This is a genomic window from Mesorhizobium sp. B1-1-1 (assembly GCF_006442955.1).
GTDB lineage: Bacteria > Pseudomonadota > Alphaproteobacteria > Rhizobiales > Rhizobiaceae > Mesorhizobium.
Genome location: NZ_VFWW01000009.1, coordinates 88760 through 110996 on the forward strand (window position 1 = coordinate 88760; position 22237 = coordinate 110996).

General features: G+C 60.5%; 25 protein-coding genes and 3 pseudogenes. 12 read left to right on the forward strand and 16 right to left on the reverse strand.

Translation table 11 applies throughout. The features are described from left to right. Positions 1-496 precede the first annotated feature (496 nt). Positions 497-748, forward strand: a complete 252-nt coding sequence (locus tag FJ986_RS30880) for an AraC family transcriptional regulator (RefSeq protein ID WP_224646664.1) — start codon at positions 497-499, stop codon at positions 746-748. 463 nt (positions 749-1211) lie between these two features. Here the strand turns inward: FJ986_RS30880 and FJ986_RS19560 are convergent, their stop codons facing one another. The 4 genes and pseudogenes from FJ986_RS19560 to FJ986_RS19575 form a co-directional block, all read right to left on the reverse strand. Continuing rightward, positions 1212-1415 carry a CsbD family protein gene (locus tag FJ986_RS19560; protein WP_140499719.1) on the reverse strand — a complete coding sequence of 68 codons (204 nt, stop codon included), beginning with the start codon at positions 1413-1415 and terminating at the stop codon, positions 1212-1214. A 135-nt stretch (positions 1416-1550) separates the two neighbouring features. Continuing rightward, a complete protein-coding gene (locus FJ986_RS19565) occupies positions 1551-1841 on the reverse strand; it encodes a hypothetical protein (RefSeq protein ID WP_140499721.1) in 291 nt (96 codons plus the stop codon). A 61-nt stretch (positions 1842-1902) separates the two neighbouring features. After that, a pseudogene (locus tag FJ986_RS19570) lies at positions 1903-2349 on the reverse strand (MucR family transcriptional regulator). A 633-nt stretch (positions 2350-2982) separates the two neighbouring features. Further along, complete coding sequence (locus FJ986_RS19575) at positions 2983-3204, reverse strand: hypothetical protein (RefSeq protein WP_140499723.1); 222 nt, start codon at positions 3202-3204, stop codon at positions 2983-2985. 262 nt (positions 3205-3466) lie between these two features. On the opposite strand from FJ986_RS19575, the gene FJ986_RS30505 reads away from it, so the two are divergent. Further along, positions 3467-3733, forward strand: a complete 267-nt coding sequence (locus tag FJ986_RS30505; RefSeq protein ID WP_181166228.1) for a hypothetical protein — start codon at positions 3467-3469, stop codon at positions 3731-3733. A 170-nt stretch (positions 3734-3903) separates the two neighbouring features. On the opposite strand, the gene FJ986_RS19590 is transcribed toward FJ986_RS30505, so the two are convergent. Continuing rightward, positions 3904-4785, reverse strand: a complete 882-nt coding sequence (locus tag FJ986_RS19590) for a GHMP kinase (RefSeq protein ID WP_140523070.1) — start codon at positions 4783-4785, stop codon at positions 3904-3906. A gap of 225 nt (positions 4786-5010) precedes the next feature. Then, complete coding sequence (locus FJ986_RS19595; RefSeq protein WP_140523067.1) at positions 5011-5712, reverse strand: response regulator transcription factor; 702 nt, start codon at positions 5710-5712, stop codon at positions 5011-5013. Positions 5713-6226: 514 nt separating this feature from the next. Between FJ986_RS19595 and FJ986_RS19600 the strand changes: the two genes are divergently transcribed. Then, positions 6227-6364 (forward strand): hypothetical protein, encoded by a 138-nt coding sequence (locus FJ986_RS19600; RefSeq protein WP_140499769.1) that lies wholly within the window; start codon positions 6227-6229, stop codon positions 6362-6364. A 70-nt stretch (positions 6365-6434) separates the two neighbouring features. Then, complete coding sequence (locus tag FJ986_RS19605; protein WP_140523065.1) at positions 6435-7028, forward strand: SOS response-associated peptidase; 594 nt, start codon at positions 6435-6437, stop codon at positions 7026-7028. Positions 7029-7048: 20 nt separating this feature from the next. Here FJ986_RS19605 and FJ986_RS19610 read toward each other — a convergent pair whose 3' ends face one another. Both FJ986_RS19610 and FJ986_RS19615 read right to left on the reverse strand, forming a co-directional pair. Further along, entirely contained in the window at positions 7049-7312 is a 264-nt protein-coding gene (locus tag FJ986_RS19610; RefSeq protein WP_140523062.1) for a hypothetical protein, read from the reverse strand. Between the two features lie 15 nt (positions 7313-7327). Continuing rightward, positions 7328-7915 carry a hypothetical protein gene (locus tag FJ986_RS19615; RefSeq protein ID WP_140499772.1) on the reverse strand — a complete coding sequence of 196 codons (588 nt, stop codon included), beginning with the start codon at positions 7913-7915 and terminating at the stop codon, positions 7328-7330. Positions 7916-8036: 121 nt separating this feature from the next. Here FJ986_RS19615 and FJ986_RS19620 point away from each other — a divergent pair, with 121 nt between their 5' ends. Next, positions 8037-8249, forward strand: coding sequence for a hypothetical protein (locus tag FJ986_RS19620; RefSeq protein WP_140499774.1), 213 nt, complete (start codon positions 8037-8039; stop codon positions 8247-8249). Beyond that, positions 8246-8707 carry a hypothetical protein gene (locus tag FJ986_RS19625; RefSeq protein WP_140499776.1) on the forward strand — a complete coding sequence of 154 codons (462 nt, stop codon included), beginning with the start codon at positions 8246-8248 and terminating at the stop codon, positions 8705-8707. The genes FJ986_RS19620 and FJ986_RS19625 overlap by 4 nt, the downstream gene beginning before the upstream one ends. A 28-nt stretch (positions 8708-8735) precedes the next feature. On the opposite strand, the gene FJ986_RS19630 is transcribed toward FJ986_RS19625, so the two are convergent. The 3 genes and pseudogenes from FJ986_RS19630 to FJ986_RS19640 all read right to left on the reverse strand — a co-directional run bounded on the left by FJ986_RS19630 (position 8736) and on the right by FJ986_RS19640 (position 10689). Continuing rightward, the gene (locus FJ986_RS19630; protein WP_140523060.1) at positions 8736-9227 is read right to left on the reverse strand and encodes a thermonuclease family protein; all 492 of its coding nucleotides are present in this window, start codon (positions 9225-9227) and stop codon (positions 8736-8738) included. 438 nt (positions 9228-9665) lie between these two features. Then, positions 9666-10199 (reverse strand): MucR family transcriptional regulator, encoded by a 534-nt coding sequence (locus tag FJ986_RS19635; RefSeq protein WP_140523057.1) that lies wholly within the window; start codon positions 10197-10199, stop codon positions 9666-9668. Between the two features lie 240 nt (positions 10200-10439). After that, positions 10440-10689, reverse strand: a pseudogene (locus FJ986_RS19640) (hypothetical protein). Positions 10690-11250: 561 nt separating this feature from the next. Between FJ986_RS19640 and FJ986_RS19645 the strand changes: the two are divergent. The 4 genes from FJ986_RS19645 to FJ986_RS19660 all read left to right on the forward strand — a co-directional run bounded on the left by FJ986_RS19645 (position 11251) and on the right by FJ986_RS19660 (position 15064). Beyond that, positions 11251-12210 carry an ArdC family protein gene (locus FJ986_RS19645; protein WP_140555422.1) on the forward strand — a complete coding sequence of 320 codons (960 nt, stop codon included), beginning with the start codon at positions 11251-11253 and terminating at the stop codon, positions 12208-12210. A 254-nt stretch (positions 12211-12464) separates the two neighbouring features. After that, entirely contained in the window at positions 12465-12722 is a 258-nt protein-coding gene (locus FJ986_RS30885; RefSeq protein WP_140523055.1) for a hypothetical protein, read from the forward strand. Next, positions 12722-13777: a toprim domain-containing protein gene (locus FJ986_RS19655; RefSeq protein WP_140523052.1), complete on the forward strand. Its 1056-nt coding sequence runs from the start codon at positions 12722-12724 to the stop codon at positions 13775-13777. Before FJ986_RS30885 ends, FJ986_RS19655 begins: the two co-directional genes overlap by 1 nt. Before the next feature lie 357 nt (positions 13778-14134). Continuing rightward, the gene (locus FJ986_RS19660) at positions 14135-15064 is read left to right on the forward strand and encodes a DUF2493 domain-containing protein (protein ID WP_140675460.1); all 930 of its coding nucleotides are present in this window, start codon (positions 14135-14137) and stop codon (positions 15062-15064) included. A 549-nt stretch (positions 15065-15613) separates the two neighbouring features. Here the strand turns inward: FJ986_RS19660 and dinB are convergent. Next, complete coding sequence (gene dinB / locus FJ986_RS19670) at positions 15614-16714, reverse strand: DNA polymerase IV (protein ID WP_140523046.1); 1101 nt, start codon at positions 16712-16714, stop codon at positions 15614-15616. 48 nt (positions 16715-16762) lie between these two features. Between dinB and FJ986_RS19675 the strand changes: the two are divergent. After that, a pseudogene (locus tag FJ986_RS19675) lies at positions 16763-16949 on the forward strand (hypothetical protein); the annotation flags it as partial. Between the two features lie 29 nt (positions 16950-16978). Here FJ986_RS19675 and FJ986_RS19680 read toward each other — a convergent pair. From FJ986_RS19680 to FJ986_RS19690, 3 genes are all read right to left on the reverse strand, one after another. Then, a complete protein-coding gene (locus tag FJ986_RS19680; protein ID WP_140523044.1) occupies positions 16979-18685 on the reverse strand; it encodes a DNA polymerase/3'-5' exonuclease PolX in 1707 nt (568 codons plus the stop codon). A 103-nt stretch (positions 18686-18788) separates the two neighbouring features. Then, positions 18789-20690 carry a DNA ligase D gene (gene ligD, locus FJ986_RS19685; RefSeq protein WP_224680367.1) on the reverse strand — a complete coding sequence of 634 codons (1902 nt, stop codon included), beginning with the start codon at positions 20688-20690 and terminating at the stop codon, positions 18789-18791. 53 nt (positions 20691-20743) lie between these two features. Continuing rightward, a complete protein-coding gene (locus FJ986_RS19690) occupies positions 20744-20929 on the reverse strand; it encodes a DUF3606 domain-containing protein (RefSeq protein ID WP_140523042.1) in 186 nt (61 codons plus the stop codon). Between the two features lie 617 nt (positions 20930-21546). Between FJ986_RS19690 and FJ986_RS19695 the strand changes: the two genes are divergently transcribed. Next, positions 21547-21873, forward strand: coding sequence for a DUF736 domain-containing protein (locus tag FJ986_RS19695; protein WP_042643545.1), 327 nt, complete (start codon positions 21547-21549; stop codon positions 21871-21873). A gap of 69 nt (positions 21874-21942) precedes the next feature. On the opposite strand, the gene FJ986_RS19700 is transcribed toward FJ986_RS19695, so the two are convergent. After that, positions 21943-22203 (reverse strand): helix-turn-helix transcriptional regulator, encoded by a 261-nt coding sequence (locus tag FJ986_RS19700; protein WP_224656332.1) that lies wholly within the window; start codon positions 22201-22203, stop codon positions 21943-21945. Between the last annotated feature and the right edge of the window lie 34 nt (positions 22204-22237).

Genomic DNA, 22237 nt, shown 5'->3' on the forward strand with positions numbered 1-22237 from the left:
GTCTGCATCGGATCGGTCCCGACTATGCAACCGGGCACCTCAACGTTCTCCCCGGACTGATCTGTATTTCGAAGCTGCGGGTTCGTTCTCCGGTGCGGTCCTTGAACGGTTCTGTAATCAGAAGCAGCCCGGCCACGAGACTTTTCCTGCAAAGAAACGTCGGAGGGCCATAGCGACAACAACGCAGAGGGAAAGATCGCCTATCGTAACGGCCGAGGTACCGTTGCAAGCATCTGGATCTTGGATGTGAGGCGGTCGATATCTCTTCGACCTGATTTCGAGAAGGCTACCGCGCGGGGTTCTCTGGATCGCCAATGTGCGTATGCTATGCGCGGACTATCGAACAATAACGAATTGTTTTTCGTGAGGGAGCTGAGAGGCGCCACAGGGTGTTCCCACCGGGAGGTAACAAGGTCGAAGATGCGGCGCAATGATGATTTTCCGGAATGGATTTCCGTAACTGATGCAGCGCCGCATCCACAGATGAACGAAAAAGGTGGGCTTTCTGCCCGCAATGCCCGGGGTGCAGGAATTCCTGAGCGCGAACTTCTCGCGCAAATTAGCGCTTGCCGATATGGCCGCGGTTTGCGGGCTTTCATCCTCTCATTTTGTGCGGGCTTTCTCCAGGACAGTCGGGGCGCCGCCGCATCACTACGTTCTCAATCTGCGGCTCGACTTGGCGGAGAGACTGCTTGCCGACAAGCGCATGGCCATTGCGGAGATCGCCCATGTGAGCGGGGTTCTCTAGCCAAAGCCACTTTACGACCGTCATGAAGAAATGCCGGCATCTAACGCCGGCGCAGGCGCGGGTGGGCAAGGTTATACGCGAAGCTTAGGCTGCATGCTGGAAGGCGGCTGGGCGCGAGGAGATGGAGGACGGCGTGTCGAGCGTTAACATAAGCGTCGGGCCATTGCACGTCGCTCGATGCGTGACTGGATGCGGGCTTCCGCTGGCTGGCTGAAATTTGGTTGGCCTTTACCGCCGCAAGGCGCGCCGCAAGCTTGGCAGGGGCGCAGGAAGAACCAACCCATTGGGATCTCCAGAGCTTCAGCTTCGGCGGAGGCAAAGGGTCGACGTGGTGCGCGGCTCGACGCACCGTACAGGGCCAGCAGCGGCATGCGGCGAAGCGCAGGCCAGTCTCCCTGGTTCGATCCCGGAAGTCCATCTAGATCGATTGAGACAAGCGGAACCTAATTCCATAACCTGGTATCTACCAGCCCTGCCGACCATACCAGTCATCGACATCTCGGCGTACGCGATCCTTCTCGATGCCGTAGCGTTCCTGGATCAGGCCCTCGAGCTGATCGCGTTTGCCGCCAATGCGGTCGATATCATCATCAGTGAGCTTGCCCCACTGTTCCTTGACTTTACCTTTGACCTGCTTCCAATTTCCTTCGACGCGGTTCCAATCCATCGTGGCTTCTCCTTCGAATCACACATCGGAAGAACGGACAAATCGCCCTCGAGTTCCGCTATAATCGGGAGAGGCGGGCTGGGAAGATGGTGGCGCACGTTGGTTTGATCGGCGCGATGATCATTGCGGAAGTTTCTAAGCGCTCCCATCCGTTTCGCTATCCTCATCGATTTGGCGCACCGGCAGGTAGGCGTTGGTTTCCAGCCACTCGCGCAACACAATCTGAATGAGATCTGACCGGCCGATCTTCATCTCTCCGGCGATCGAGTTCAGCGCGTCTTCTGTTGCCGGCTCCAGGGGAACGCCAGCGACGTTTCGCAGCATCAAGGCGGCGCGGCGAAGGATAACTTGAAGATCCGGCCGCGGCATGTCCGCGATGCGGTCGGCGGCACGCTCAAGCTCTTCGGCAATGGATGCGCGGGTCATGGCTCCATTTTTGCCACACCGGCGGTGGCCTGCCCAGTACAAGGGCAGGATTTAGTTCGCGTCAGGCGACTTTGGCCGTGGGTTTGGCAGGAGGTTTCTTCCGAGGGACCGGCTTCCGCCCCAGACCCGACGCCTTTGCCAAAGCGGACCGCTGTTCCGCATAGTTCGGCGCCACCATCGGGTAGTCGGCTGGCAATTTTCACTTGGCACGGTATTCATCGGCCGTCATGCCAAGGTAACGAAGGTGGCGTTTCAGCGATTTGAACTTCTTGCCGTCGTCAAGACAGATGATGAAGTCCGCAGTAACCGACTTCTTTGGATTGACCGCGGGGACCTGCATCTCAACTGCCGGCGCGGCAGGCTTGCTCAGACCAGGCAGGGAAGCGTGTAGAGACGCAATGAGGTTTGGCAGTTCGCCGGCCGGCACGGGGTTGTTGCTGACATATGCGGCGACAACACCCGCGGTTAGCTCGACAATCTCAGTGACACTATTGGTCCGCTCCGGCAATTATTGGAACTCCTATTGCTTCGGCACCTTCTACTTGGGATTTGCCTCTTCGCAATTCGCGAAAGAGCAAAACGTTCTGCGGTTGTAGATTGGCGCGATCGTATACGACCGCGCTGGCGGGTGTCCCGGTGTTTCATACTCTCAAGATGATGCAAAGCCAGGCGACCAGAAGATCGCGCCAAAGCCTCGAAATTGCGGCCTAATTCGGCTTCACGTCGCGGTGCAGGCAGTCCTGCACTTCAATCGACGTTCAGGGGCCGCATCTCGAACGCTGGCGACGCGGATGTCCGTCGCGCGCTCCACGATGCTGACGGCGGCGAACCGCCGGTCCGCATTTCGCGGCAGGAGCGGCGCAGCCCGGTTGCCGTGCTGTTTCATCATATTCGGTCATCAGCGAAAGTCGCTGACCTGACCTTGGTCGTGTGTGACGCGTATCGACATCATACCGGGTTGGCGTCCGGTCGTCACCGTCGACCCTTCGATGAGGACGCCGCCTGAATGGCGCTTGGCGCCCCAATCTTGTCAACTCCTCCACGACAAATTCGGCCATCGATGGCTCCTGAAAGCCCGCCCAGCGCGTCAGCCGTATCCCGCGGTTTTCTGGATCCAGTGCTCGGCCTCTAGTGCTGCAAATTATTCTGGAGACTTGAGGTTCCGGTAACTTGCGAATTCGAACTCACTGATCTTGCGCGTGCCGAGATCGGTGACGCGCACCCAGGGTTTGCCGGATGTTCGCCCGGGCTTCAGTGGTCGCTGGACGACCTTCACAACGGCATGAACATGGCTGTGGGCTTCCACTGAGGTGGTGCTGATCACCTTCGTGCCGTTCATCGCCTCAACTTTGAAACTTGCCATCGGCCCGATCTCTCCGAGGCGATCCTAGCCAAGTCCGAATTCGAACGGAACTGTCGTGGCTGTTGCTGGTGAACAGGAATTGCTTGCTAAGGTGCTGGTGCACGAAGGCGGCTATTCGAAAGATGGGCGGCCTTGTTCGCTTAGATGCAACTGATGGTTTGGGGAGCGTTGCTACCCTTGGCCAGCATCGTCCTCCGCTGGCCGGCTCCGATGAAGCCCGTCACTGTTTCCGCAGTGGCGGGCTTTTTAACATCCGCTGACTGTGCGTGACGCCTATCCCGCCATTGCCGCCATTGCCGCCCGTGGTGGGAGCCGCATTGTCGTTGCCACCGCTGCCGCCATTGCCGCCGGTGATCGTCCCGAGGTTAGTGAATGTGGCTCCGGAGACAAGCGAAACGCCGGCGCTTCCATTGCCGCCATGACCGCCGAGCACCGGGATCGTTTGCGTCGAGCAGCAGCCGACGTTGTTGCCGCCGTTGCCGCCGTTCCCGACGAGGATTCGCAGATCGTGGCTTCAGGCTTCAACTGATCGCGTTCCACAGCCCGCTCGAGCATGAACCGGGCTGGCAGCAGCTTCATCAGGAAGAAGCTGGCGCCGAAAAGAGCTCCGCCGAGCGCCACAAGGCGCGGGCCCTCGAAATCTTCCAGCTTTCGCATCAGCGCACGGGTCGACATGGGTTACTCCTGCGTGCCAGGCGTTCAATGGCGAAAGATCGTCGGCTCGAAATTGGACTGACGCAGAGCGCCTGCCGCGCGATCGATGTTTACGGATGCATTCTGGTCTCTAGCGTCGAACATCAGTCCGACGACCGTGCCGCTGTGAGCGACCTGAACGCCAATGGCGCCGAAGCGGTCACCGACGGTTTCGATCTCTCTCAGCCGTGGTTTGGCAAGAAACCGCTCGTTGATCCGCGCGCTCGCCGTCGCAACCCTGCCCAGCATGCGGGCGTCCGCATTCTTGATGGCTGTTCGCAACAGGCTTCGAAGCGGCCGAAAGGTCTCGATCTCCAGGTGACCGTAACGCGCCGGCTCGAATTCAAGCGTATCGACCGTGAGCTGGGGGGTGGTATCGATGCTGATGAAGTCGATCGGCGGCAGCGGCTTGCGGAATGCCTCCATCACGATGCCGTCCCGGTGCGCAAACAGCACCGCTTGCTGCCTGAACAAAGTGGAGTCACAGGCCGTTTCCGCGCTGACCGCGAGCTGCATGACCTCATCCGACGCCGCATCGATCTCCAACCAATTCAATACCGCCAGGATGCTTGCCAGAACGTCGGCGGTGGAGGAGCCCATGCCACGGCCAATGGGGATGTTGCTATCCATCGAGAGATGGCCGCCGCTGCCGGGCCGGCCGAATGCATTGATGGTCAACTCGGCCGCGCGTCGAGCCTTCTCCCGCGAGGCTGGCCAGACAGTCACGTGATCGCTATCGTTTGCGCTGAACCTGGCTTTGGACCTCAGATGACGACAGGGCAGCGAGACCAGCGCGCGTCGCAACCGCGCGCCCTCATCCTCGAAAACGCCTTGAACCAGTTCCCCGTGATGGCCAATGGCTTCAGCGTATCCCGAGCCCTCAGACATGGGCATTCCTCCATATACTTTAGCAACCACTTAAGTTACTCGGTGAATACTTTCGCAGGCCGGATCGTCTACAGCAACAACCAAGTTGATAATCTTTTGTATTCCAAAACGTTGCGAGTACATGACGCGCATTTATTTCCTCTTACATATTGGTCACAAATGTAGAGCCCGACCAGGCGGGCAGGGGCGGCTGCCGGCGTTCCTCGATATGTGCTGCGGGAATGATCAGGCCGACTGGTCTTCGAGCGCGTATCCGGCGAGCCTTACAGTGCGAATGGCAACGCTTCGTGATGACCGCCTGAGTAACTTTCGCAACTGGCTCATGTGAACATCGACCACGCGCGTGCTTACACTGGCGCTATTTGTCCAGGCCACGGCGATCAGCTCATCGCGGCTGAGCACCTTTTCCGGATTTTCCAGCATGTGGCGCAGCAACTTGAACTCGATTGGCCCGAGCGATATCTCCTTGCCGGCGCAGCGCACGCGATGGGTATCAAGCTGCATCTCGATATCGCTATATGCCAGCGACTTGCCACGCCGGGATCCCTGTTCCGATGCTTGGCCCACCGCCAGCCTGGCCCGCAGGTATTCGAGCAGCTTGGCCGGGGCAAACGGCCGGACAAAGCATTCGTCAATGCCAGACCTCAGCAGCTGAATGTGCTGAGCTTCCGCGCCGGGCGACACCAGAGCGACACAGGGGAGGGCGCCTGTGCGAGCATCCTGCTTGAGCCCGGCACTTTTGGCCCCCAGCTGGTTGTCCGGTCGACAATCCAGCACCACGGCCCGAACCGGCATGCCCGCTGCAAGCTCCAGCACTTCATCGATGGAACCGGCCAGCGTACTGGCGAAGCCGTCGACCTCGAGAATGTGGCTGAGGAGCAGATAAAATTCCGCGTCCTTCGAGCAGATCACTATCAATGGCTTCATATGCGCAGCGTTAGGATCTTTCAGCTGCCATCAAGACGGGCTGGCTATATTCGAATCCCGCATTCCCAAAGGCCAGCATGCCAGAACAAGCCACCCAAAACAACAAAGCCCAAAAACGAGCTTGGCGTCGCAGCAAACATGCCGGCGGCCGGTCCGTGCTTCCCTCTACGGCAAATTCGAGTCCAGCGGCGGCCGCCGCCAAAAAAGACAAAGGGCGTATAAACCGAAATCCCGCGCGCGTCCGCAACGGCGGACAAGCCTCGCGCGTGGGATGGAGGAATTCCGCCTCGGCCGCGGTGGTGAACGGGACAGCCTAAGGAGCGTCAGCATAGCGACGGCTGAAAGCCTGGACGCGGGACTGACTGTCCCCGCCAAGGCGGTCCGCACACTGCACGATGGTCGAGGTAGGCCGTGGTATCTGTCATCGGCATCCCGCCGCAACGGATCTCGCCGGCGAACCGGAACCTATCGCCTGATCATTAATCTACTCCCAGGGGGAGCCCGATGGCCGGCGATGACCAGTTCGAAAGATGTTGCGGCCCGGAAAGCCTTACCGCGTGTTCTCGAAGGGCTGAAAGAGGCCCATCACGCCCGCAGGCTATTCATTGAGGCCGCGACGAAGGGGATATTCTGGCTAAATGGGGCCCGCTGAGTTGAGCGGCAGCCGCCTTTTCATCGAGAGCCAGATAGGCTTACTCTAAGAAGGTCGCCCGGAGCCTTCCATGTGCAACGATTATGAACAGCATGTCCTGTGGGGTGAATACTGTCGGATGATGGCGTCGCTGGCGCTCAAAATCCCGGCGCACCAAACCGAACTCGATTTGCCGCAGGCGGATGACATCCGCATTAATGACCCGGCGCCAATAATGCGCGGCGCCGGCGATGCGATTGAATTGGCATCGATGACGTTCGGATTTCCGCCGGCGGGCCCAAAGGGGGGACCGGTGTTCAACTTTCGCTCCGAAGGGAGGCAATTCGCAAACAGCAATCGATGCCTCATTCCGGCCTCCGGGTTCTTCGAGTTCACTGGTGCGAAATATCCGAAGGCGAAACATCGCTTTACGCTCAACGGCTCTCCATTTATGGCCATCGCAGGGCTTTGGCGTGAGGCCGCCGGCAACAAGCCGCCTACCTTCACCATGCTGACGACTGATCCCGGGCCCGATGTCGCACCATTTCATAATCGGCAGGTCGTTGTTCTTCAGCCGCAGAATTGGGCTGCCTGGATCAACCTGACGAAGCCCGAATCTGAACTCTTGCGGCCGCTTCCGGCGGGGTCGCTTAGAGTGGAAACGGTGCGCCCGCAAAGCGCGTAACACGAGGCCGATCCTGACGATCATTCCATGTCGGGTACGTCACCGCTGACGAAAAGCGTTGTAGGCGGGCCGTAGTCCCCAAGCGCTGGATCGGCATCGCGGCTCCATGCGATGACGCCGACATGCCTGGTAGCCAGCGCCTTGGCTATGCGAACTGCCCTTTCCTCGCTTTGCTGATCCGCCGGGCCGTAGGCGGCAAACAGATCGCCCTCGTTGCCGCGATCAAAGGCAATGACGACGATCAGCTTTGGCTTCTTCTGGCCAGGCAGGACATGGTCGGACATCATCTCTCCTTCGCATCAGCGCGAGGCCTGCTTTTCCGTCGCCGCTTCAAGCGCGTTTATTGCATCACAGACGGCTTGGCGCTTGGGTTCGACCGGCTCGTCAGGGTGGAAATGAGAAAGCGAAAGAGTGGTGAAGACGACGGTTAGGTCGCCGATGAGGTCTCGCATTTTGAACCGATCTTCGACATCGGCCGCAATGCGCCAGGCCAAGATGGAATCCCTTCCGCTAAGCGTGTCTTTGCCGCCTCGCTCAACATCTGCACGAAGCATCGCCAACGCGGTGACGCGGTCGACGAGTTGGGTTTCCGGATCGATCAGTAGCTCCAGATCCACGCTTAGAGGCTTGCGTTCTTCAGGCCAGCCGGCACAGCACGCCTCCAGGGCGGCGGTATGGGCTTGGCCCCAGGCTTGTGCGCAGGCGCCGGCTCGACCGTCCAATCCATCTTCCGGAAAGCCGTTTATATCCCAGCCTTCGAGTGCAAAGGCGCCTTGTGCCGCTTCCTCGGCTGTGAAACCGGCGCGCTCCAAAGCCGTCTCGGCGGCCGCGATGCCGCGCGAAATCTCCTCAGGCGATGCGCCTGGGACGGTCAAAACCAGGTCCATGTCTGTCTCCGGTAACTATTTTAGCTACAGTGAACGAAAAGAGAACATTGAGTCAAGACTGCTCTTGACGAGGAAGGAATATGTTCCTTATTCCTGAATGACATCTGAGCAGGAAAGAGGCATGGGAACGCGCCAGAACGCGCCGGCCGGCGAAGCTATGTCCGAACTGGAAGAGGTGGCTGAGCAGGCCATAGCCGCAGCCGGCGGCGATGTCTTGGTCGCGTTGCTGAATGTCCTTGCCAGGAACAACGACCTTGAACGGGAACTGGGCTTGTCGCGGGCCGCAGTCTCGAACGGCTATTCTCGCGGCTGGCATAAGGCGCGGGTTCAATGACCGAGACGGCGGAAGACAATTTCCGGATCGAAGTCTGGGATCGAGAGGAGAAAACCCATCTAGAAACCATATGCCGATCTCCGGACGCGGTGGTCAGCCAGGCAGCTTGGCAGGCGGCCATTCGGCGTCGGCCCGGAATGCTGCTGATTCACTACAACAGCCGCCATGTCATGGAGAAGATTATCACTCCGGGCGAGGTGAAGGTTCCACCGCAGACTGTCATCAACGGCAGCATTCATGCCGGGTTGGACGTTTCACTTGGCGATCTGCGCGAATGGCACACGTTGCGAGCTTGGTGCAAACGCTGCTCGCACTATGCCGAGGTGAAGCCAGCCGCGCTTATTCGGCGATACGGCAAGGACGCGCTGTTCAGCTCCGTTGAGAGGGCGCTTGTCTGCACGAGCTGCGATCGAGGCGGTCCGGTGAGACTGGAGATTCACAAGCTGCCGCGGAATTGAACCGGCTCCTGAGGGAACGGCGAAGGTCCTAGTGTTGCCTGCGCCAATTCCAGGGCTTGTCGAATGAGCCGGCCCACAGGCCGCGCTTTGCGGTCCTGGCTTCCTGCTCGGCTCCAACGTAGAAGCCGGCACTGTATTTCGGCCAATCAAGCGCATAGCCCTGCCTGACCATCCATTCGCCGATATCGACGCCTGCGGCGGTGCAGACAGCGACCATGCGCCTGTAGCGATCGCGGTCGACTCCAATGCACGATGTTGGGCGATGCGCATCGAGGAAATCCGCCAACACCAGAGACGCCTGCTGGCCGCAACGGTACTTCTTGCCAGAGGCGATGGCGCAGATCTGAGCACTCTCCGGCGCGTCCATGCCATTGAGGCGAATCCGCTGTCCATGAATTTCGATCGTGTCGCCGTCCACGACTGATGGAATGCCCACCAGTGGTTCGGCCACGGAAGGCAAGGTGAGGCAGAGCAAGGCGGCCGACAAGCGGCAGACGCCAAGGGCGGGAAATCGCGGCATCTCAGCCATCGCACGCGCAGCCGGGCGCTTTGTGGCATCGCTTCTCTCGCGAGATGCAGCTATCGCCACATGCCTGACCGGCCGAACAAGTCTTGCAACATCCCTCGACATAAACCGTCGACCAGGGCACCGGCGCCTGTGGGCGCCGCACGACCGACGCAGGATCCACCGGCATGAAAACGCCGCCGATCGCCAATGCGGCGATAATCCGAAACATAACTGCGCCTCCCTACGACACCCCGGCTCCGTGCCAGCGACCTCGGTGATCCAAGACCCAGGTCCTTAGTTCTCTTCTTTACCTTCTTGGTCGGGGCAGTTCTTCCCTCATCCGGTTCCGCTGTGCCGCAGACTGAACCGACATGCAACTGAGCCCCGCCACGCGGCGGGGCTTCATCAAGGTCAGGCCGCTACAGCCTGGCACCTTGCCAGGGCAGTCCCTCAGGCTTTGACGGATGCCTTGCGCGTCTTCTTCAGCGGTGACTTGATTGACGCCGCAGGTGTTCTTGCGGCTGCTAAGCGCGCTGGTTTTTTTGTTTTCTCGTTCGCGGTTGGTGCGGGCACCACCGCCTTTCGTCCAAGGCCTGCTGATTTCGCCAATGCCGAGCGCGTGGCCGTATAGTTCGGCGCGACCATAGGATAGTCGACTGGAAGGTTCCACTTCAGGCGATACTCATTAGGGCTCAGATTGTAGTGAACTCGGATATGGCGCTTGAGCGATTTGAACTTCTTCCCATTCTCAAGGCAGATAATAAAGTCTGGCGTCACCGACTTTCTGATCGATATTGCCGGTTCCTGCTTGACCACAGGCTCTATCGCCGTCGTGCCGATGCCTTTCAGAGCGGCATGAATATCGCCAATCAGCTTCGGCAACTCGCCAACCGGCAGCGGATTGTTCGAGACATACGCGGCGACGATGTCGGCCGCTATCGACACAGTATCCAGTTGGCCGTCATGTTCGAGAGCAGTGGTCATATAGTTTCCTCTTACCGTATCGGACGAATTGATCGAGCTTTGATTTGCCATACCGCCAGCGAGACAAATAGTTTATTTCCCTCTACAAGCCACATGTTTTTTCCCAAAACATGCCGAAAATACTACACCTAGGCGAGTCAACCTAGCCAAGCAGAGCCGGCAAGGCTGCCATGAACGAAACGCCGAGAGGTCGGTGTAAGAGGAGAGGCCGGGACATTTGTCGATCATGGCGGAATGAATCTATTCCCTGCGGTGATTCCCTTGCAAACAGGAAGTCGACGATATTCTCGTCATCGTCTCCAGGTAGTTCGGTAAACGCCGCTTCGAGTTTAAGGCGATCCCAAATCACGCGGCCGTCAACTTTCTTCGGCTTCGGCATGCGCCGGTCAGCAACCATCTGGTCGAATTTTGTCATGGCCGCGCCAACATATCGGGCAGCTTCTTCGCGTGAGAGACCCCGAGAAGGATAGGAAAGGGAGTCGCTTTTCATAACCTCGCCCCGGTATGTGTCCGCCCTTGTGCGTGGGCTTCCCATTCATGGATCAAGATCTGGATTGTATAGCCACTGCCGGAAGGGATCCGATCAAACGGTGCGGTGAATTGCGGTCAGGGCGTGTAAATAGGATGGTTTGCTGGTTGAGCGCCGAGTTGGTGTACTGGAAATAGACCGTCGGAATCACGCGACGACCGGTAAAAACGGTGCCCCCTTCTTCGAAGAGTGTCTTATTTTACGCAGGCATGGCACCAATCGTTTTTGATCCGGCGCCCTTCGCCGGGGGCGGTCGGTCCCGCATCCCGCCTGGCGGCGGCGCTATGCTGATGCTCCTTCGGCCGCCTCTGTTGAACCGGTCTCAGGGCCACGAACTTGCTCCAGCACCGAACTGACTTGGTCGCAATGACGGACATTTCGGTGCCTCCGCCTTGTACGCCGTTTTTCATTTGGTCGGGAAAGCAGAGCTCTCCCGACGGAGAGTTAGAGGATGGGAGGGGTTTTTCGCGACGGGTTGAAAGCGGAAGGAGAGGCCTTCGGCGCCCGTCGCGGAGAACCGCGATGTATGTCCGGACCAAACGAACCCACGCCGCCGACCGGTCGAACCTCTACGACGAGATCACCGGCAAGATAATTGCCGAGCTGGAAGGGGGTCGTTTTCCCTGGGTTCAGCCATGGGGAACTTCCGCCGCAAACGCGTCGCTTTCCCTGCCGAAGAATGCCAGGACGCATCGCGCGTATAGCGGGATCAACGTGCTTATTCTCTGGGGCGCGGTCGTTGAATGCGGGTTCCCAACGCAGAGTTGGATAACTTATCGACAGGCTTTCGCGCTCGGCGGGAATGTCCGTAGAGGCGAGCGCGGGACAACGGTCGTTTATGCCGATCGTTTTGTCCCGGATCACGAGAAGAAGCGCGCTCGCGAGACGGGTGAGGATGCTCAAGCCATCCCGTTCCTCAAGCGCTTCACCGTTTTCAACATTGAACAATGTAAAGGGCTACCTGACGAAATCGCAGCTTCGGCTGTACTGCCGGTGGCTAGCCCGATCGAACCGCGTGTCGAGGCGCTGATCAAGGCCACCGGCATCGACTTTCGTATCGGCGGCGATAGGGCGTTTTACGTGCCGGCCCACGATTATATACAGGTGCCTCCGCCCCAAGCCTACTTCGAGCCGATCAATTGGCATCGGACAGCCTTGCATGAGCTCGGTCATGCCACCGGCCACAGTTCACGTCTCGATCGCAAATTATCCGGCTCTACCGCCTCCAGGAAGTATGCGTTCGAGGAACTCGTGGCAGAAATCAACGCGGCCTTCTGCTGCGCCGCCTTGGGCATAGTGCCCACGGTTCGGCATGCCGACTACATCGGCTCATGGCTGGAGGTTTTGCGCGAGGACAATCGCGCCATCGTTCGCGCCGCCAGCCTGGCCAGCAAGGCGGCCGATTGGCTTCTTGGCCACGTGCCGGTGGAGGCCGAAGCATCCATCGGGCTGAGCGCAGGCAACGACAAATGGGCGGCATAATTTCGCTGACCCGAACAGCGCATGCACCGTTCCGCCGATCGGCATAGGTATCAAGTGCCAGCCGCACTTCGTCTGTCCGCTCCAACCATCGGCTCACGCGGAGACAACGTACAGGCCGACATGCGTGCGCGCTCGGCAGTCGAGCAACGGTGTGCCGGATTGTGCAGGCAGGAGAGGGAGAGGGTTGGAGGGATCTTGTGACGGGTTCAAGGCTGAGAGAGAGGCTCTCGGCGGCCCGTCGCGGAGACCTTCAAATGACCACTGCCGTTCAAAAGATCACGCTGTCGTCCTCGCGCGATATCCCTTTCAACAAGCTGGTGCTCGGCCAGTCCAATGTGCGTCGCATCACCGATACCATGCGCGAGCGGCTCACCGCCTACGGACTCTTCCATGAAATCATATCCTGGAAGCTGCGCATGTTTGTGCCGGCGGACGCCAGCGGGCCTGCGGTGCCGGCCAAGGTTATCGAGTGTTGGCCAGTGCAGCGCATCAGTGAGAGGGAGGCCCGCTGATGCTGCCTCGCGATGCATCCGAACTGGCAAGCCATCTTGCTCGGCAGGCTGAGGCTGTTTGCCGCCGTTACCTTTCCAACGGTCGCCGTGAGGGCCGCTACTGGCTGGTTGGCGACGCCCGCAATGCGCCGGGGCGCTCGATGTTTGTGCGTCTCAAGGGACCGGATTGCGGCAAGGGTGCCGCCGGGAAATGGACCGACGCCGCCACCGGCGAGCACGGCGACCTTCTGGACGTCATCCGTGAATCGCTTGGCCTGACGGACTTCAAGGATGTGTCCGGCGAGGCGCGCAGCTTTCTGTCCATGCCGCCCACGAACGAACCAAAGGGCCAGTGGGAGCAAGCCGTTCCCGCTGCCGGCGGTTCCCCTGAAGCGGCGCGGCGGCTGGTCTCCATGTCGCAGCCGATACGGGGAACTCTTGTGGAGACGTATTTGCGCGCACGCGCGATTACAGCCGTGCATGAGACTGGGAGCCTACGGTTTCATCCTCGCTGCTACTACCGTTCAGACCGCGGCCGGACTGAAACCTGGCCGGCAATGGTCGCGGCGGTCACCGACCTCAAAGGCAAGCTTACCGGGGCCCACCGCACCTGGCTCGATCCGGGCGGATTTAGCGAAGCCCATCTCGGCCGCGCTCCGCTCGAGACACCGAGACGGGCCATGGGCGAACTGCTCGGACACGCTGTCCGCTTCGGCTGCTGCTGCGATGTCATGGCCGCCGGTGAGGGCATCGAGACCATGCTGTCGCAACGCACTGTCCTGCCCGCCATGCCGGCACTCGCAGCCTTGTCGGCGGCGCATCTGTCCGCAATCCTGTTTCCTGACACATTGCGGCGCCTCTACATCGCCCGTGACAATGATCCGGCAGGCGACGCAGCAGTGGCAACCCTGATTGAACGCACCAGCGCGGCCGGTATCGAGGCCATGGTTCTGACGCCGAAACTTGGCGACCTCAACGAGGATCTGCGTCTACTCGGCGTCAATGCGCTGAGGGGGATCCTGCGGGTTCAGATCGCGCCACAGGATGTCGAGCGCTTCGTGAAGCTGGCGGCCTGACCGGAAGGGGAAGGGAGGGGTGGCATTTGCTAGGCGTACCTCGGTGCGCAGGGGGGCCTTCGCTGAGGCGAGGGCCGGCCCACCGGCCTTCCAGAGGGCGATCGGGCACCAGCCGGTCCGGACAGGCAATGGCTGCGCCCCGTTATTTTCCGGCGGCCCTTGCCACCCCGTGCGGCGAGCCGCCCGGGACCTCGTCTTCGGGCCTTTCCATCGCGAACCAAAATAGCCGGGCTTCGCCATCCTTCACTCCCGTTCCGGCCCTGCGCTGGCGCTTCGGGTGCAAGTCCGGATCGTCCATCGCCTTCGTCGCCATGAAGGCCGCGATGGGCGCGGCCGGTCCCACGAAGGCAAGCCGCCATGAGCACCGAGCACGATACCGACTTCGAGCCGCAACCCGCATCATCATCCATCGACCACATCCTGCACGAGCTTCAGCTCTACGGCTACCGTCCCTTCGACGATGAACCCGATCCGCGCCCGCTTCCCGAAGGCCGGGTCATAGCCGCCAGCATCGCCGACATCTTCGACGCTCTCCTGGTGGCGATGGCCGACACACGCCTTGAGCCCGACCTCGAGGAGTTGCTGTGGGGGACGGTCAATCTGTTCCATCGCGCGACCAAGCGGATCGAACGCGAGCTCGATGAAAACGAGCTTGGCCAGCAACGGCTACAGCGCGAACAAGACGGATCCGAGGTCAAGTCGGTCGAGCTCGAGCGCCTCATCGCCCAAGGTCAGACGCTGCTCGAACGCCGCAACGCCTTCGAATTGATGCGCGATCAGGCCGCCGAGCATTGCGAGCGCCACACACACTCGATCTGGCGCCCGCGTTCGGGCTCTGTCGTCAACCATCGCAACCTGACCGCGGCTCTGATCGACAGCCGGGACTTCGTTGCCGCGAGGAAGCATACAGACAGTCAGGTGCTGTTGCCTCCGGGCCCGAAAGTCGCCTTCACCGGCGGGCTCGATTTCAACGATCATTGGCTGATCTGGGCCAAGCTCGACCAGGTCCATGGCAAGCATCCGGACATGGTCCTGCTGCACGGCGGGTCACCCAAAGGTGCCGAGTTGATCGCGGCCAAATGGGCTCACAGCCGCAAGGTGCCACAGATTGCCTTCAAGCCGGACTGGACCAAACATGGCAAGGCCGCGCCCTTCAAGCGCAACGACGCCATGCTCGACACCTTGCCGATTGGCGTCATTCATTTCCCCGGCTCAGGCATTCAGGACAACCTCGCCGACAAGGCCCGCAGGCTCGGCATTCCGGTGATGAGGTTCGGCGCCACATGACGGCGCCACAAGGCCAGTCGCCTCCAGTCATTCGCTTTGTTTTTCGTCGCTCCCGGCGCGTTGATCGAACGATCGCTCCTGCCGATTTGGCGGCGGTGAATGCGAAGTGGCGAACCATGAGGTTCACATCCCATCCCGTCCTGGAATGGAGAACAGGGACCCTATCCCCGCGTTTGTCGGCGCAATTCCTTGGTCCGGTCCGAGGGCCTGATGCCATCAATCCATAAAGGGTCGGACTACGCAAAGCGTGCCGCCGTTTCGGCTTTGCCTTCACGGTGATTGCGGCCCTCGGCCGGATACATCGGGCGTCTGTCACGCGGGGATCGCTCCCCGCTTCCAGAACAGGAGCCGGGAAAATGTCCCTCGTCGAAGCCAACGCCTTCGCCTTCAGCCTCGCCACCAGGCGCCGGCGACGGTACACTCACGGTCGTGCGGCCGACGAATATGAAGGAGAGGTTTCCCAGATCGTCCGCGACGATCGATCCACCCGAGCGATGATCCGGACAAGATGCGGCCGGACGTCCTTTCCGTCCTGGCCCCAGGGCAGTGCTAAAGCTCGAAGCGCAGTTGACGTTGATCCGGCGGCAACACATCGCCTAGGGAGGAAAGCGTGACGCCCAACAGGCGGATTCCCTTCCGCACCGGAAACACCGATTGAAGGAGATCGGCTGCGAGATGTTCGAAATCCGGAAGTTCGATCGGCACCGCCACCGTGCGGCTGCGCGTGATCTGCTGGAAGTCGGCGAACTTGATCTTCAGCGTGACGGTCCGGCCCCGAACGCCTTTGCCCTCACAGTAGCCCCGGACCTTGGCGACCAGCGGCTTGAGTTCGGCGATTGATGCATTGAGGTCGAATATGTCGACTGCGAACGTGTCCTCGGCGCCGATTGATTTGCGCGGCCGATCTGGTTCGACCTTGCGTTCGTCGATGGCGCGCGCGATTTGATAGTACCAGAGCCCCGCCTTTCCGAAATGCTGCTGCAGGAAAGGGAGCGACTTGCCCTTGAGATCGGCGCCGGTCTCAATTCCGAGCGCCTCCATCTTCGCGGCGGTCGCAGGACCGACACCATGAAATTTCTTGACCGGCAAACCCTCGACAAACGCCGGCCCATGGCGTGGCGTGATGACGAACTGGCCGTTCGGTTTGTTCTGGTCGGACGCCATCTTGGCGAGAAATTTGTTGTACGAGATTCCGGCGGAAGCGGTGAGACCGGTCACCATCAGGATCTTTGTCCTGATCGTCTCGGCGATCGTCGTGGCCGACGAAATATTGAGCCGGTTCTGCGTCACGTCGAGATAAGCCTCGTCGAGCGAGAGCGGTTCGATGAGATCGGTATGTTCGGCGAACACCTCGCGGATCTGAGCCGAGACTGCCCGGTAGACGTCAAAACGAGGCGGCACAAAGATGAGTTGGGGGCATTTGCGCTTTGCCGTGACCGAAGGCATGGCGGAGCGAACGCCGAAGGCGCGGGCCTCGTAGCTTGCGGCAGCCACCACGCCGCGGGCGGCCGCTCCACCGACGGCAAGCGGCTTGCCGCGGAGTTCTGGATTGTCGCGCTGTTCGACCGACGCGTAGAACGCATCCATGTCGACATGGATTATCTTGCGCGGGTCAGCGCCGCGGCAGGGGCCATTTGCCTGCAATGTCATTCCGCCAGGATATAAGCTTCGTGCTGCCGGATCCTACAATCTTCAGTTCCGGACATCGCCCCTTATCATGACCGTCAAATCGTCATTCAAGGATTGGGCCGCGTGGCTCGATCCGTCGGTCTCCGCCAAATCATTGACCAGACCGTTGCCGGCAGGGACATTGTCGGTCGAACAGCTCGGTCAGCTGGACCGTTGGCTCGATTCCAATATCATATACGCAGCGTGCACCTGTTGAAGGAGGCCGCACCAGACCAGCCAATTGAATTACAGCATAGCGTCCCTCGCCATCAGGCGTGGTCGACCGATCCTCTTGGATGCGCGCTTGCGCTTTTCCAGATAGGAAAGCAGAGCCGGCAGGCGCATCGCATTGAGGACTCGCTGCGCAGGGACGCCGCCCTTGCGCGACATCTCAACGCCCCAGTGCATGTGATCGAGCTCGCGAATTGAATGAGCATCCGGATTGACACTGAAGATGCAGCCGTATTCGAGTGCCTCCTGATGCCAGCGCCAGTCGAGATCGAGACGCCATGGATGTGCGTTGACTTCGACGGCGACGCCAAATTTGGCGCAGGCCCGAAGAACTTTGGCGATGTCGAGATCGTAGCCCGGGCGCCGCAACAGCTGGCGGCCTGTCATGTGGCCGATGATCGTCGTCCGGGGGTTGCCGATCGCCTCGATGATGCGCTCAGTCTGCTCCTTCCTGGGCAGTTTGAAGCGGCTGTGCACGCTGGCGACGACGAAGTCGAACTGCTCCAGGACATGATCCGGATAGTCGAGCGAGCCGTCCGCCAGAATGTCAGCCTCAATGCCTTTCAGGATACGGAATCTCCCACCATACCGCCGGTTCAACCGGTCGGCCTCGCGATGCTGTTCAGTTATCTCCTGCAGCGAAAGGCCACCCGCATAGTGAGCGGACTGCGAATGATCGGCGACACCATAATATTCGAACCCGCGCTTGCGCGTGGCTTCGGCCATCGTCTCGAGCGTCTCGGTGCCGTCGGACGCTGTCGTATGGGAGTGCAGGATGCCACACAGATCTTGGTCTCGAACAAGTGCGGGCAGCTCGTGGCTGGCCGCCCGTCTGATCTCATCCCTGCCTTCGCGCAGTTCGGGCTCGACGAACTGCAGGCCTATGGTCTCGTAGATATCCTCTTCTGTCGCTGAGGCGACCAGCTTTCGGCCGCGATAGAGCCCGTCACCCTTCAGGACAAATCCCTTGACGGCCGCGAGCGTCTTCAGCTGCTTGAGGTGATCTGCCGAACCGGTCGCGTCGAGGAGCCTGGCGCCAAAGTGCTTCTTGTCGGTGATGACAACCCGCAGGGTCGCATCCGCGAGCTCGGCCTGCTCCGTGCCTTGCGCTACCAGCGCGAAAGCGGAAACGAGCTCGCACCCGCGCCGGAAGTCACCGGCGATCTCGACGCGGGAGAACTCCGGATGTTCTTGCTGCAACGATGCCATTGCATGCTCCAGGAGAGCAGCAGCCTTGTGGAGATGAAGCTGCATCTGACCGCTTCGCGCGATAGCCAGGTTCTCCAGGATCTTCGTCTGAAGCGCGGCACCAAGCCCCTTGACCGGCCTGATGCGATCTTCCTTCGCCGCGGTTTTGAGCTCCGCCAGCGAACTCACGCCGAGCGCCTGGTGAAGCTTCAATATCTTGTCGGGCCGAAGACCAGGGATTGCAAACAGCTCCATCACGCCTGCCGGCACCTCTTCCCGCAGTTTGTCGAGGCTTGGGTGCGTGCCGGTCTGATGGAGCTTCGTCACGATGTCCGCGATGGCGTCCCCGATCCCCGGGATACTGGTGAGGGCGCCGGCGGCGATGATGCGATCAAGTGGTTGGGAGAGTGCCGCCAGGCTGTCAGCGGCACGTAGATACGCCTTTGCGCGATAGGGATTACCGCCGCGCAGGGATGTCCTATGCGCGTATTCCCTCAGAAGATTGGCGATGGTCCTCGTGTCGGTTTTTGCCATGGCTTCAGGCAAACGAGGCCGGTCTTGGCAGGTTCCAAAGAATCCTGGCGGGCCATGGCGCCGGGTTGGAAAAACGGCGTGGCTTCTCCTCTGCCCGCTGGCGCTACAGATGTGGCAGGGATTGATCAGCGCGCCCCCAGCCCGCCAGAGCCTTGGAAGCCGCTCGTTTCTTCAATTCGGGAGCGTCGCCGACATGGAAATGCGAGGGTGCATTGATGGTCTTCATCTCCGCCCAGGTGATCGGCGCCGCCACCGGAGCACTCGGCCGGGTTCTCGCGCTGTACGGCATGATCGCGGTCGCTCCGCGCTGGTTGCGCAGATAGTCTACGAATATGCGACCCTTGCGGCGGGCCTTCGACAACGCGGCGGTAAAATGGGCCGGATCGCTCTGGGCGACCGCCTGAGCCAGGCGGGACGCGAAATCCTTTACCTCCGGCCATTCTGCCTGTGGGGTCAGCGGAGCGATCACATGCACCCCCTTGCCGCCCGTCAGCATCGGGAAAGTCGTCAGTCCCAACGATTTGAGGATGTCGCGGAATTGAAAGGCAGCCGCGCGGACGGCTTCAAAATCCAAGCCCTCGTCCGGGTCCAGATCGAACACCAACCGGTCGGCCTTTTCGACGTCCTCGATGCGGGCTCCCCATCCATGCAGCTCAATCGTTCCCATCTGGACGCAGGTCATCAGCCCGTCGGCATCGTCCACATAGAGGTAAGGCTCCTCGTGTCCGTCCTTCTCGGTGATCCCGACGTGATGGACCTTGTCGCCAAAGCTGCCGGCGTCGTGTTTTTGGAAAAAGCACTTCTTCGCGCGGCCCTGCGGGCAGCGGACCAGACTGATCGGCCTGTTGCCGACCCACGGAAGCATGATGTCGGCGACCTCGGCGTAATGATCGGCTAGCTGTCCCTTGGTGATGTTGGATTCCGGGTAGATGACGCGGCCGCGATTGCTGATCGCAATCGTGCTGATTGCCGGTGACGGCAGGGTTGCTGTGCGGTGTTCCGTCTCGAGCACGACGGCCTCCGGCTTCTTGTCCTCGCGCAGGCCAAGATAGCTTGGATGACGCAGCGTTCCTTCGTTGGTCATCTCGGTAAAGGCGATCTCGGCTACAAGTTTGGGACGCAGCCAGTGGGCGCCGCGAACCTCCGCGCGCGGCGCCTCGACCGTGGCGGCTTTCTGCTCGAGCGGCGCCATGATCTTCATCAGCCGGGCCATCTCGGCGGTATCGAAACCGGTCCCGACCTTGCCGGCATAGCGCAGCTTTCCGCCATCATTGAAAACAAGAATCAGCGATCGAAACGCGCGATCCTTGTCTGACGGCGTCCAGCCGACGAGCACGAATTCCTGACGTTTGATGCACTTGATCTTCAGCCAGCTGCCGTCCCGGGCGCCGACATAGTCGGAATCCGCGAGCTTCGAGATTACCCCTTCCAGGCCGGCGTCGCAGAAGCGGTTCAGCAATTCCTCTCCACGGCCCTGGATATGATCGGAGTAGCGAAAGATGGGGTTCCTGGCCGGCAGAATTGCCTCCAGTTTCTTCTTGCGCTCCAGGAGCGGAAGCCTGGTCAGGTCTTCGCCATCGAGCTGCAGCAGGTCGAAGGCGAAATAGTCAATGCTCGCCGGAGCACCCTTCAATGCGTTCTGAAGCGCCTGGAAACTGGATCGTCCCTCGGTGTCGGTGACGACGGCCTCTCCATCGATGAGCGCCGAGCGAATCTTGAGCTTGCGTGCCTCGGACAGGATCGAGGGAAAACGGTCGGACCAGTCCAGACCGGAGCGCGTATAGGCGCGCGCCTCTCCGCCACCCACAGCGACGAGGATGCGGTAGCCATCGTATTTCATCTCGTGAATCCAGCGATCGCCGGGGGGAACTGTGTCCACCAGTTTTGCGAGCTGGACCGGCCGGAAGGCAGGTGGCGCGAGTTTGGCCGCGCGTCGCGAGGCTGGCTTCGTAGGGGGAGTTGAAGATCCTCTGATTGTGAGGCGACGCGACGCTGACTTGCTCACAGAATTTACTCTCACCAAACCGAATTGTCCGACGCGCCATTCCGGCGCGCGGCCTATTTCTTTAGTTTCTGCGCGGCGGCATTGAGCTTGTCGCGGTCGTTGCCGACCCGCTTTATCAGCGCCTCGGCCTGCTCTTTGCTGATGCCGTGCTTGCGGGCAAAGTAATTGACCTCGTAGCCTTCACCGCCGGAGACTTGCCGACGGTCGGCGGCGCCTCGCTTCGACTTGTTGTCTGCCATTATCGTCTTCCTTCTTGCCAGGGCGCGGAGTCACGGTGTCGACGTGTAACGCCTCGGGTCGTCTTGCGATCCTGAGCCGGGCAAGAAATTCGATTCACCTGAACTCCCGCCGTCTTGACCTTAATGTTGTCAATATGCAGACCCGGGATGTAGATGTCGCGGCTTGCGCAGTTCCTTGGGCGGCAGTTCGCGCGGATCGGGTCCCGAGCCGCCACTGCGGACGAGGTGGCGGTCGCCTCATGCCGACGTGATAAGGGCTTGATACAGCCCATGCCAAGCCGATCGAGAGACATCTTGGAGACCCGGTGGCTTGGTCTTCTAATCGCATGTGCCGCCATTTCCTCCCTCTTCATTTCACAGAGTGCACCAACGACCTCTCGAGCCGGCTGATCTGGCCGAAGGACGGCTGAAGCCTCGACCGCCTATGCCGCAAGGGCGCGTTGCGCGTTTCTTCCCCTGGGCAAAGCCCATTCCTCGCGGAACCAAGAAACGCGCGCCTCCGCCATCCTCCGCTTTTGCTGCGGTCGCAAGCGATGCGGCGGCGGTCGCCTCCGGCCCCGCGATCGCCATCGAGGCCGCATGGTGCGGGCTCGGAAACGAAGAAACGGAGACTGAAAATGGCTACCATCGGCACTTTCAAGAAGACCAATGCGAACGAGTTCACCGGCGAGATCGTCACCCTCAGCGTCCAGGCCAAGGGCGTGCGCATCGTCCCCGACACCCGGGCCAACGGCGAGAACGCTCCAAGCCACCGCGTGGTGGTCGGCAAGGCCGAAATCGGCGCCGCCTGGTCCAAGCGCTCCAACGAGGGCCGCGACTATCTCGGGCTCAAGCTCGACGATCCGAGCTTCACCGCCCCGATCTACGCCAACCTCTTCGCCGACGAGGAAGGCGAGGGCCACAGCCTCATCTGGTCACGCCCCAACCGCCGCAACGGCGAGTAACTCTCAATCGAGCCCGTTCGACCCCGGTCGGACGGGCTTTCGCATTCGACGGTGGTCCAGAAATCGCGATCAGCTGCTCTTACGCAAGAGGATCCCATTGTTGGGAAGTACTTCAATGCCTGCTCTTTCAAGCGCATTCACGATCGCTAATATATTATTTGCAATCGGAGTCCGCGCGCCGCGTTCGAAATCAGCGATTGTCTGCCGTGCGACGGTGGCCGCGCGGGCCAGATCATCTTGGCTCCAACCCAACATTGCACGTGCGCCGCGGCACTGCTCGGCGCTGAAATTCGCCGCCTTGTCTCCAATATTATGATTGACCTCAATCAATTTGTATATTACCCCTGTCTCGAACTTGCGGTCG

Excerpts from the sequence above, each read along its gene's own strand:
- FJ986_RS19645 (WP_140555422.1), top strand. The coding sequence starts at position 11,251 with ATGTATGTCCGGACCAAACGAACCCACGCCGCCGACCGGTCGAACCTC.
- FJ986_RS19655 (WP_140523052.1), top strand. The coding sequence starts at position 12,722 with ATGCTGCCTCGCGATGCATCCGAACTGGCAAGCCATCTTGCTCGGCAG.
- FJ986_RS19635 (WP_140523057.1), bottom strand. The coding sequence starts at position 10,199 with ATGACCACTGCTCTCGAACATGACGGCCAACTGGATACTGTGTCGATA.
- FJ986_RS19595 (WP_140523067.1), bottom strand. The coding sequence starts at position 5,712 with ATGAAGCCATTGATAGTGATCTGCTCGAAGGACGCGGAATTTTATCTG.
- FJ986_RS19620 (WP_140499774.1), top strand. The coding sequence starts at position 8,037 with ATGGGAACGCGCCAGAACGCGCCGGCCGGCGAAGCTATGTCCGAACTG.
- FJ986_RS19660 (WP_140675460.1), top strand. The coding sequence starts at position 14,135 with ATGAGCACCGAGCACGATACCGACTTCGAGCCGCAACCCGCATCATCA.
- FJ986_RS19600 (WP_140499769.1), top strand. The coding sequence starts at position 6,227 with ATGACCAGTTCGAAAGATGTTGCGGCCCGGAAAGCCTTACCGCGTGTT.
- FJ986_RS19690 (WP_140523042.1), bottom strand. The coding sequence starts at position 20,929 with ATGGCAGACAACAAGTCGAAGCGAGGCGCCGCCGACCGTCGGCAAGTC.
- FJ986_RS30885 (WP_140523055.1), top strand. The coding sequence starts at position 12,465 with ATGACCACTGCCGTTCAAAAGATCACGCTGTCGTCCTCGCGCGATATC.
- FJ986_RS19695 (WP_042643545.1), top strand. The coding sequence starts at position 21,547 with ATGGCTACCATCGGCACTTTCAAGAAGACCAATGCGAACGAGTTCACC.
- FJ986_RS19680 (WP_140523044.1), bottom strand. The coding sequence starts at position 18,685 with ATGGCAAAAACCGACACGAGGACCATCGCCAATCTTCTGAGGGAATAC.
- FJ986_RS19565 (WP_140499721.1), bottom strand. The coding sequence starts at position 1,841 with ATGACCCGCGCATCCATTGCCGAAGAGCTTGAGCGTGCCGCCGACCGC.
- FJ986_RS19630 (WP_140523060.1), bottom strand. The coding sequence starts at position 9,227 with ATGCCGCGATTTCCCGCCCTTGGCGTCTGCCGCTTGTCGGCCGCCTTG.
- FJ986_RS19590 (WP_140523070.1), bottom strand. The coding sequence starts at position 4,785 with ATGTCTGAGGGCTCGGGATACGCTGAAGCCATTGGCCATCACGGGGAA.
- FJ986_RS19575 (WP_140499723.1), bottom strand. The coding sequence starts at position 3,204 with ATGGCAAGTTTCAAAGTTGAGGCGATGAACGGCACGAAGGTGATCAGC.
- FJ986_RS19610 (WP_140523062.1), bottom strand. The coding sequence starts at position 7,312 with ATGTCCGACCATGTCCTGCCTGGCCAGAAGAAGCCAAAGCTGATCGTC.
- FJ986_RS19615 (WP_140499772.1), bottom strand. The coding sequence starts at position 7,915 with ATGGACCTGGTTTTGACCGTCCCAGGCGCATCGCCTGAGGAGATTTCG.
- dinB (WP_140523046.1), bottom strand. The coding sequence starts at position 16,714 with ATGACATTGCAGGCAAATGGCCCCTGCCGCGGCGCTGACCCGCGCAAG.
- FJ986_RS19560 (WP_140499719.1), bottom strand. The coding sequence starts at position 1,415 with ATGGATTGGAACCGCGTCGAAGGAAATTGGAAGCAGGTCAAAGGTAAA.
- FJ986_RS19605 (WP_140523065.1), top strand. The coding sequence starts at position 6,435 with ATGTGCAACGATTATGAACAGCATGTCCTGTGGGGTGAATACTGTCGG.
- FJ986_RS19625 (WP_140499776.1), top strand. The coding sequence starts at position 8,246 with ATGACCGAGACGGCGGAAGACAATTTCCGGATCGAAGTCTGGGATCGA.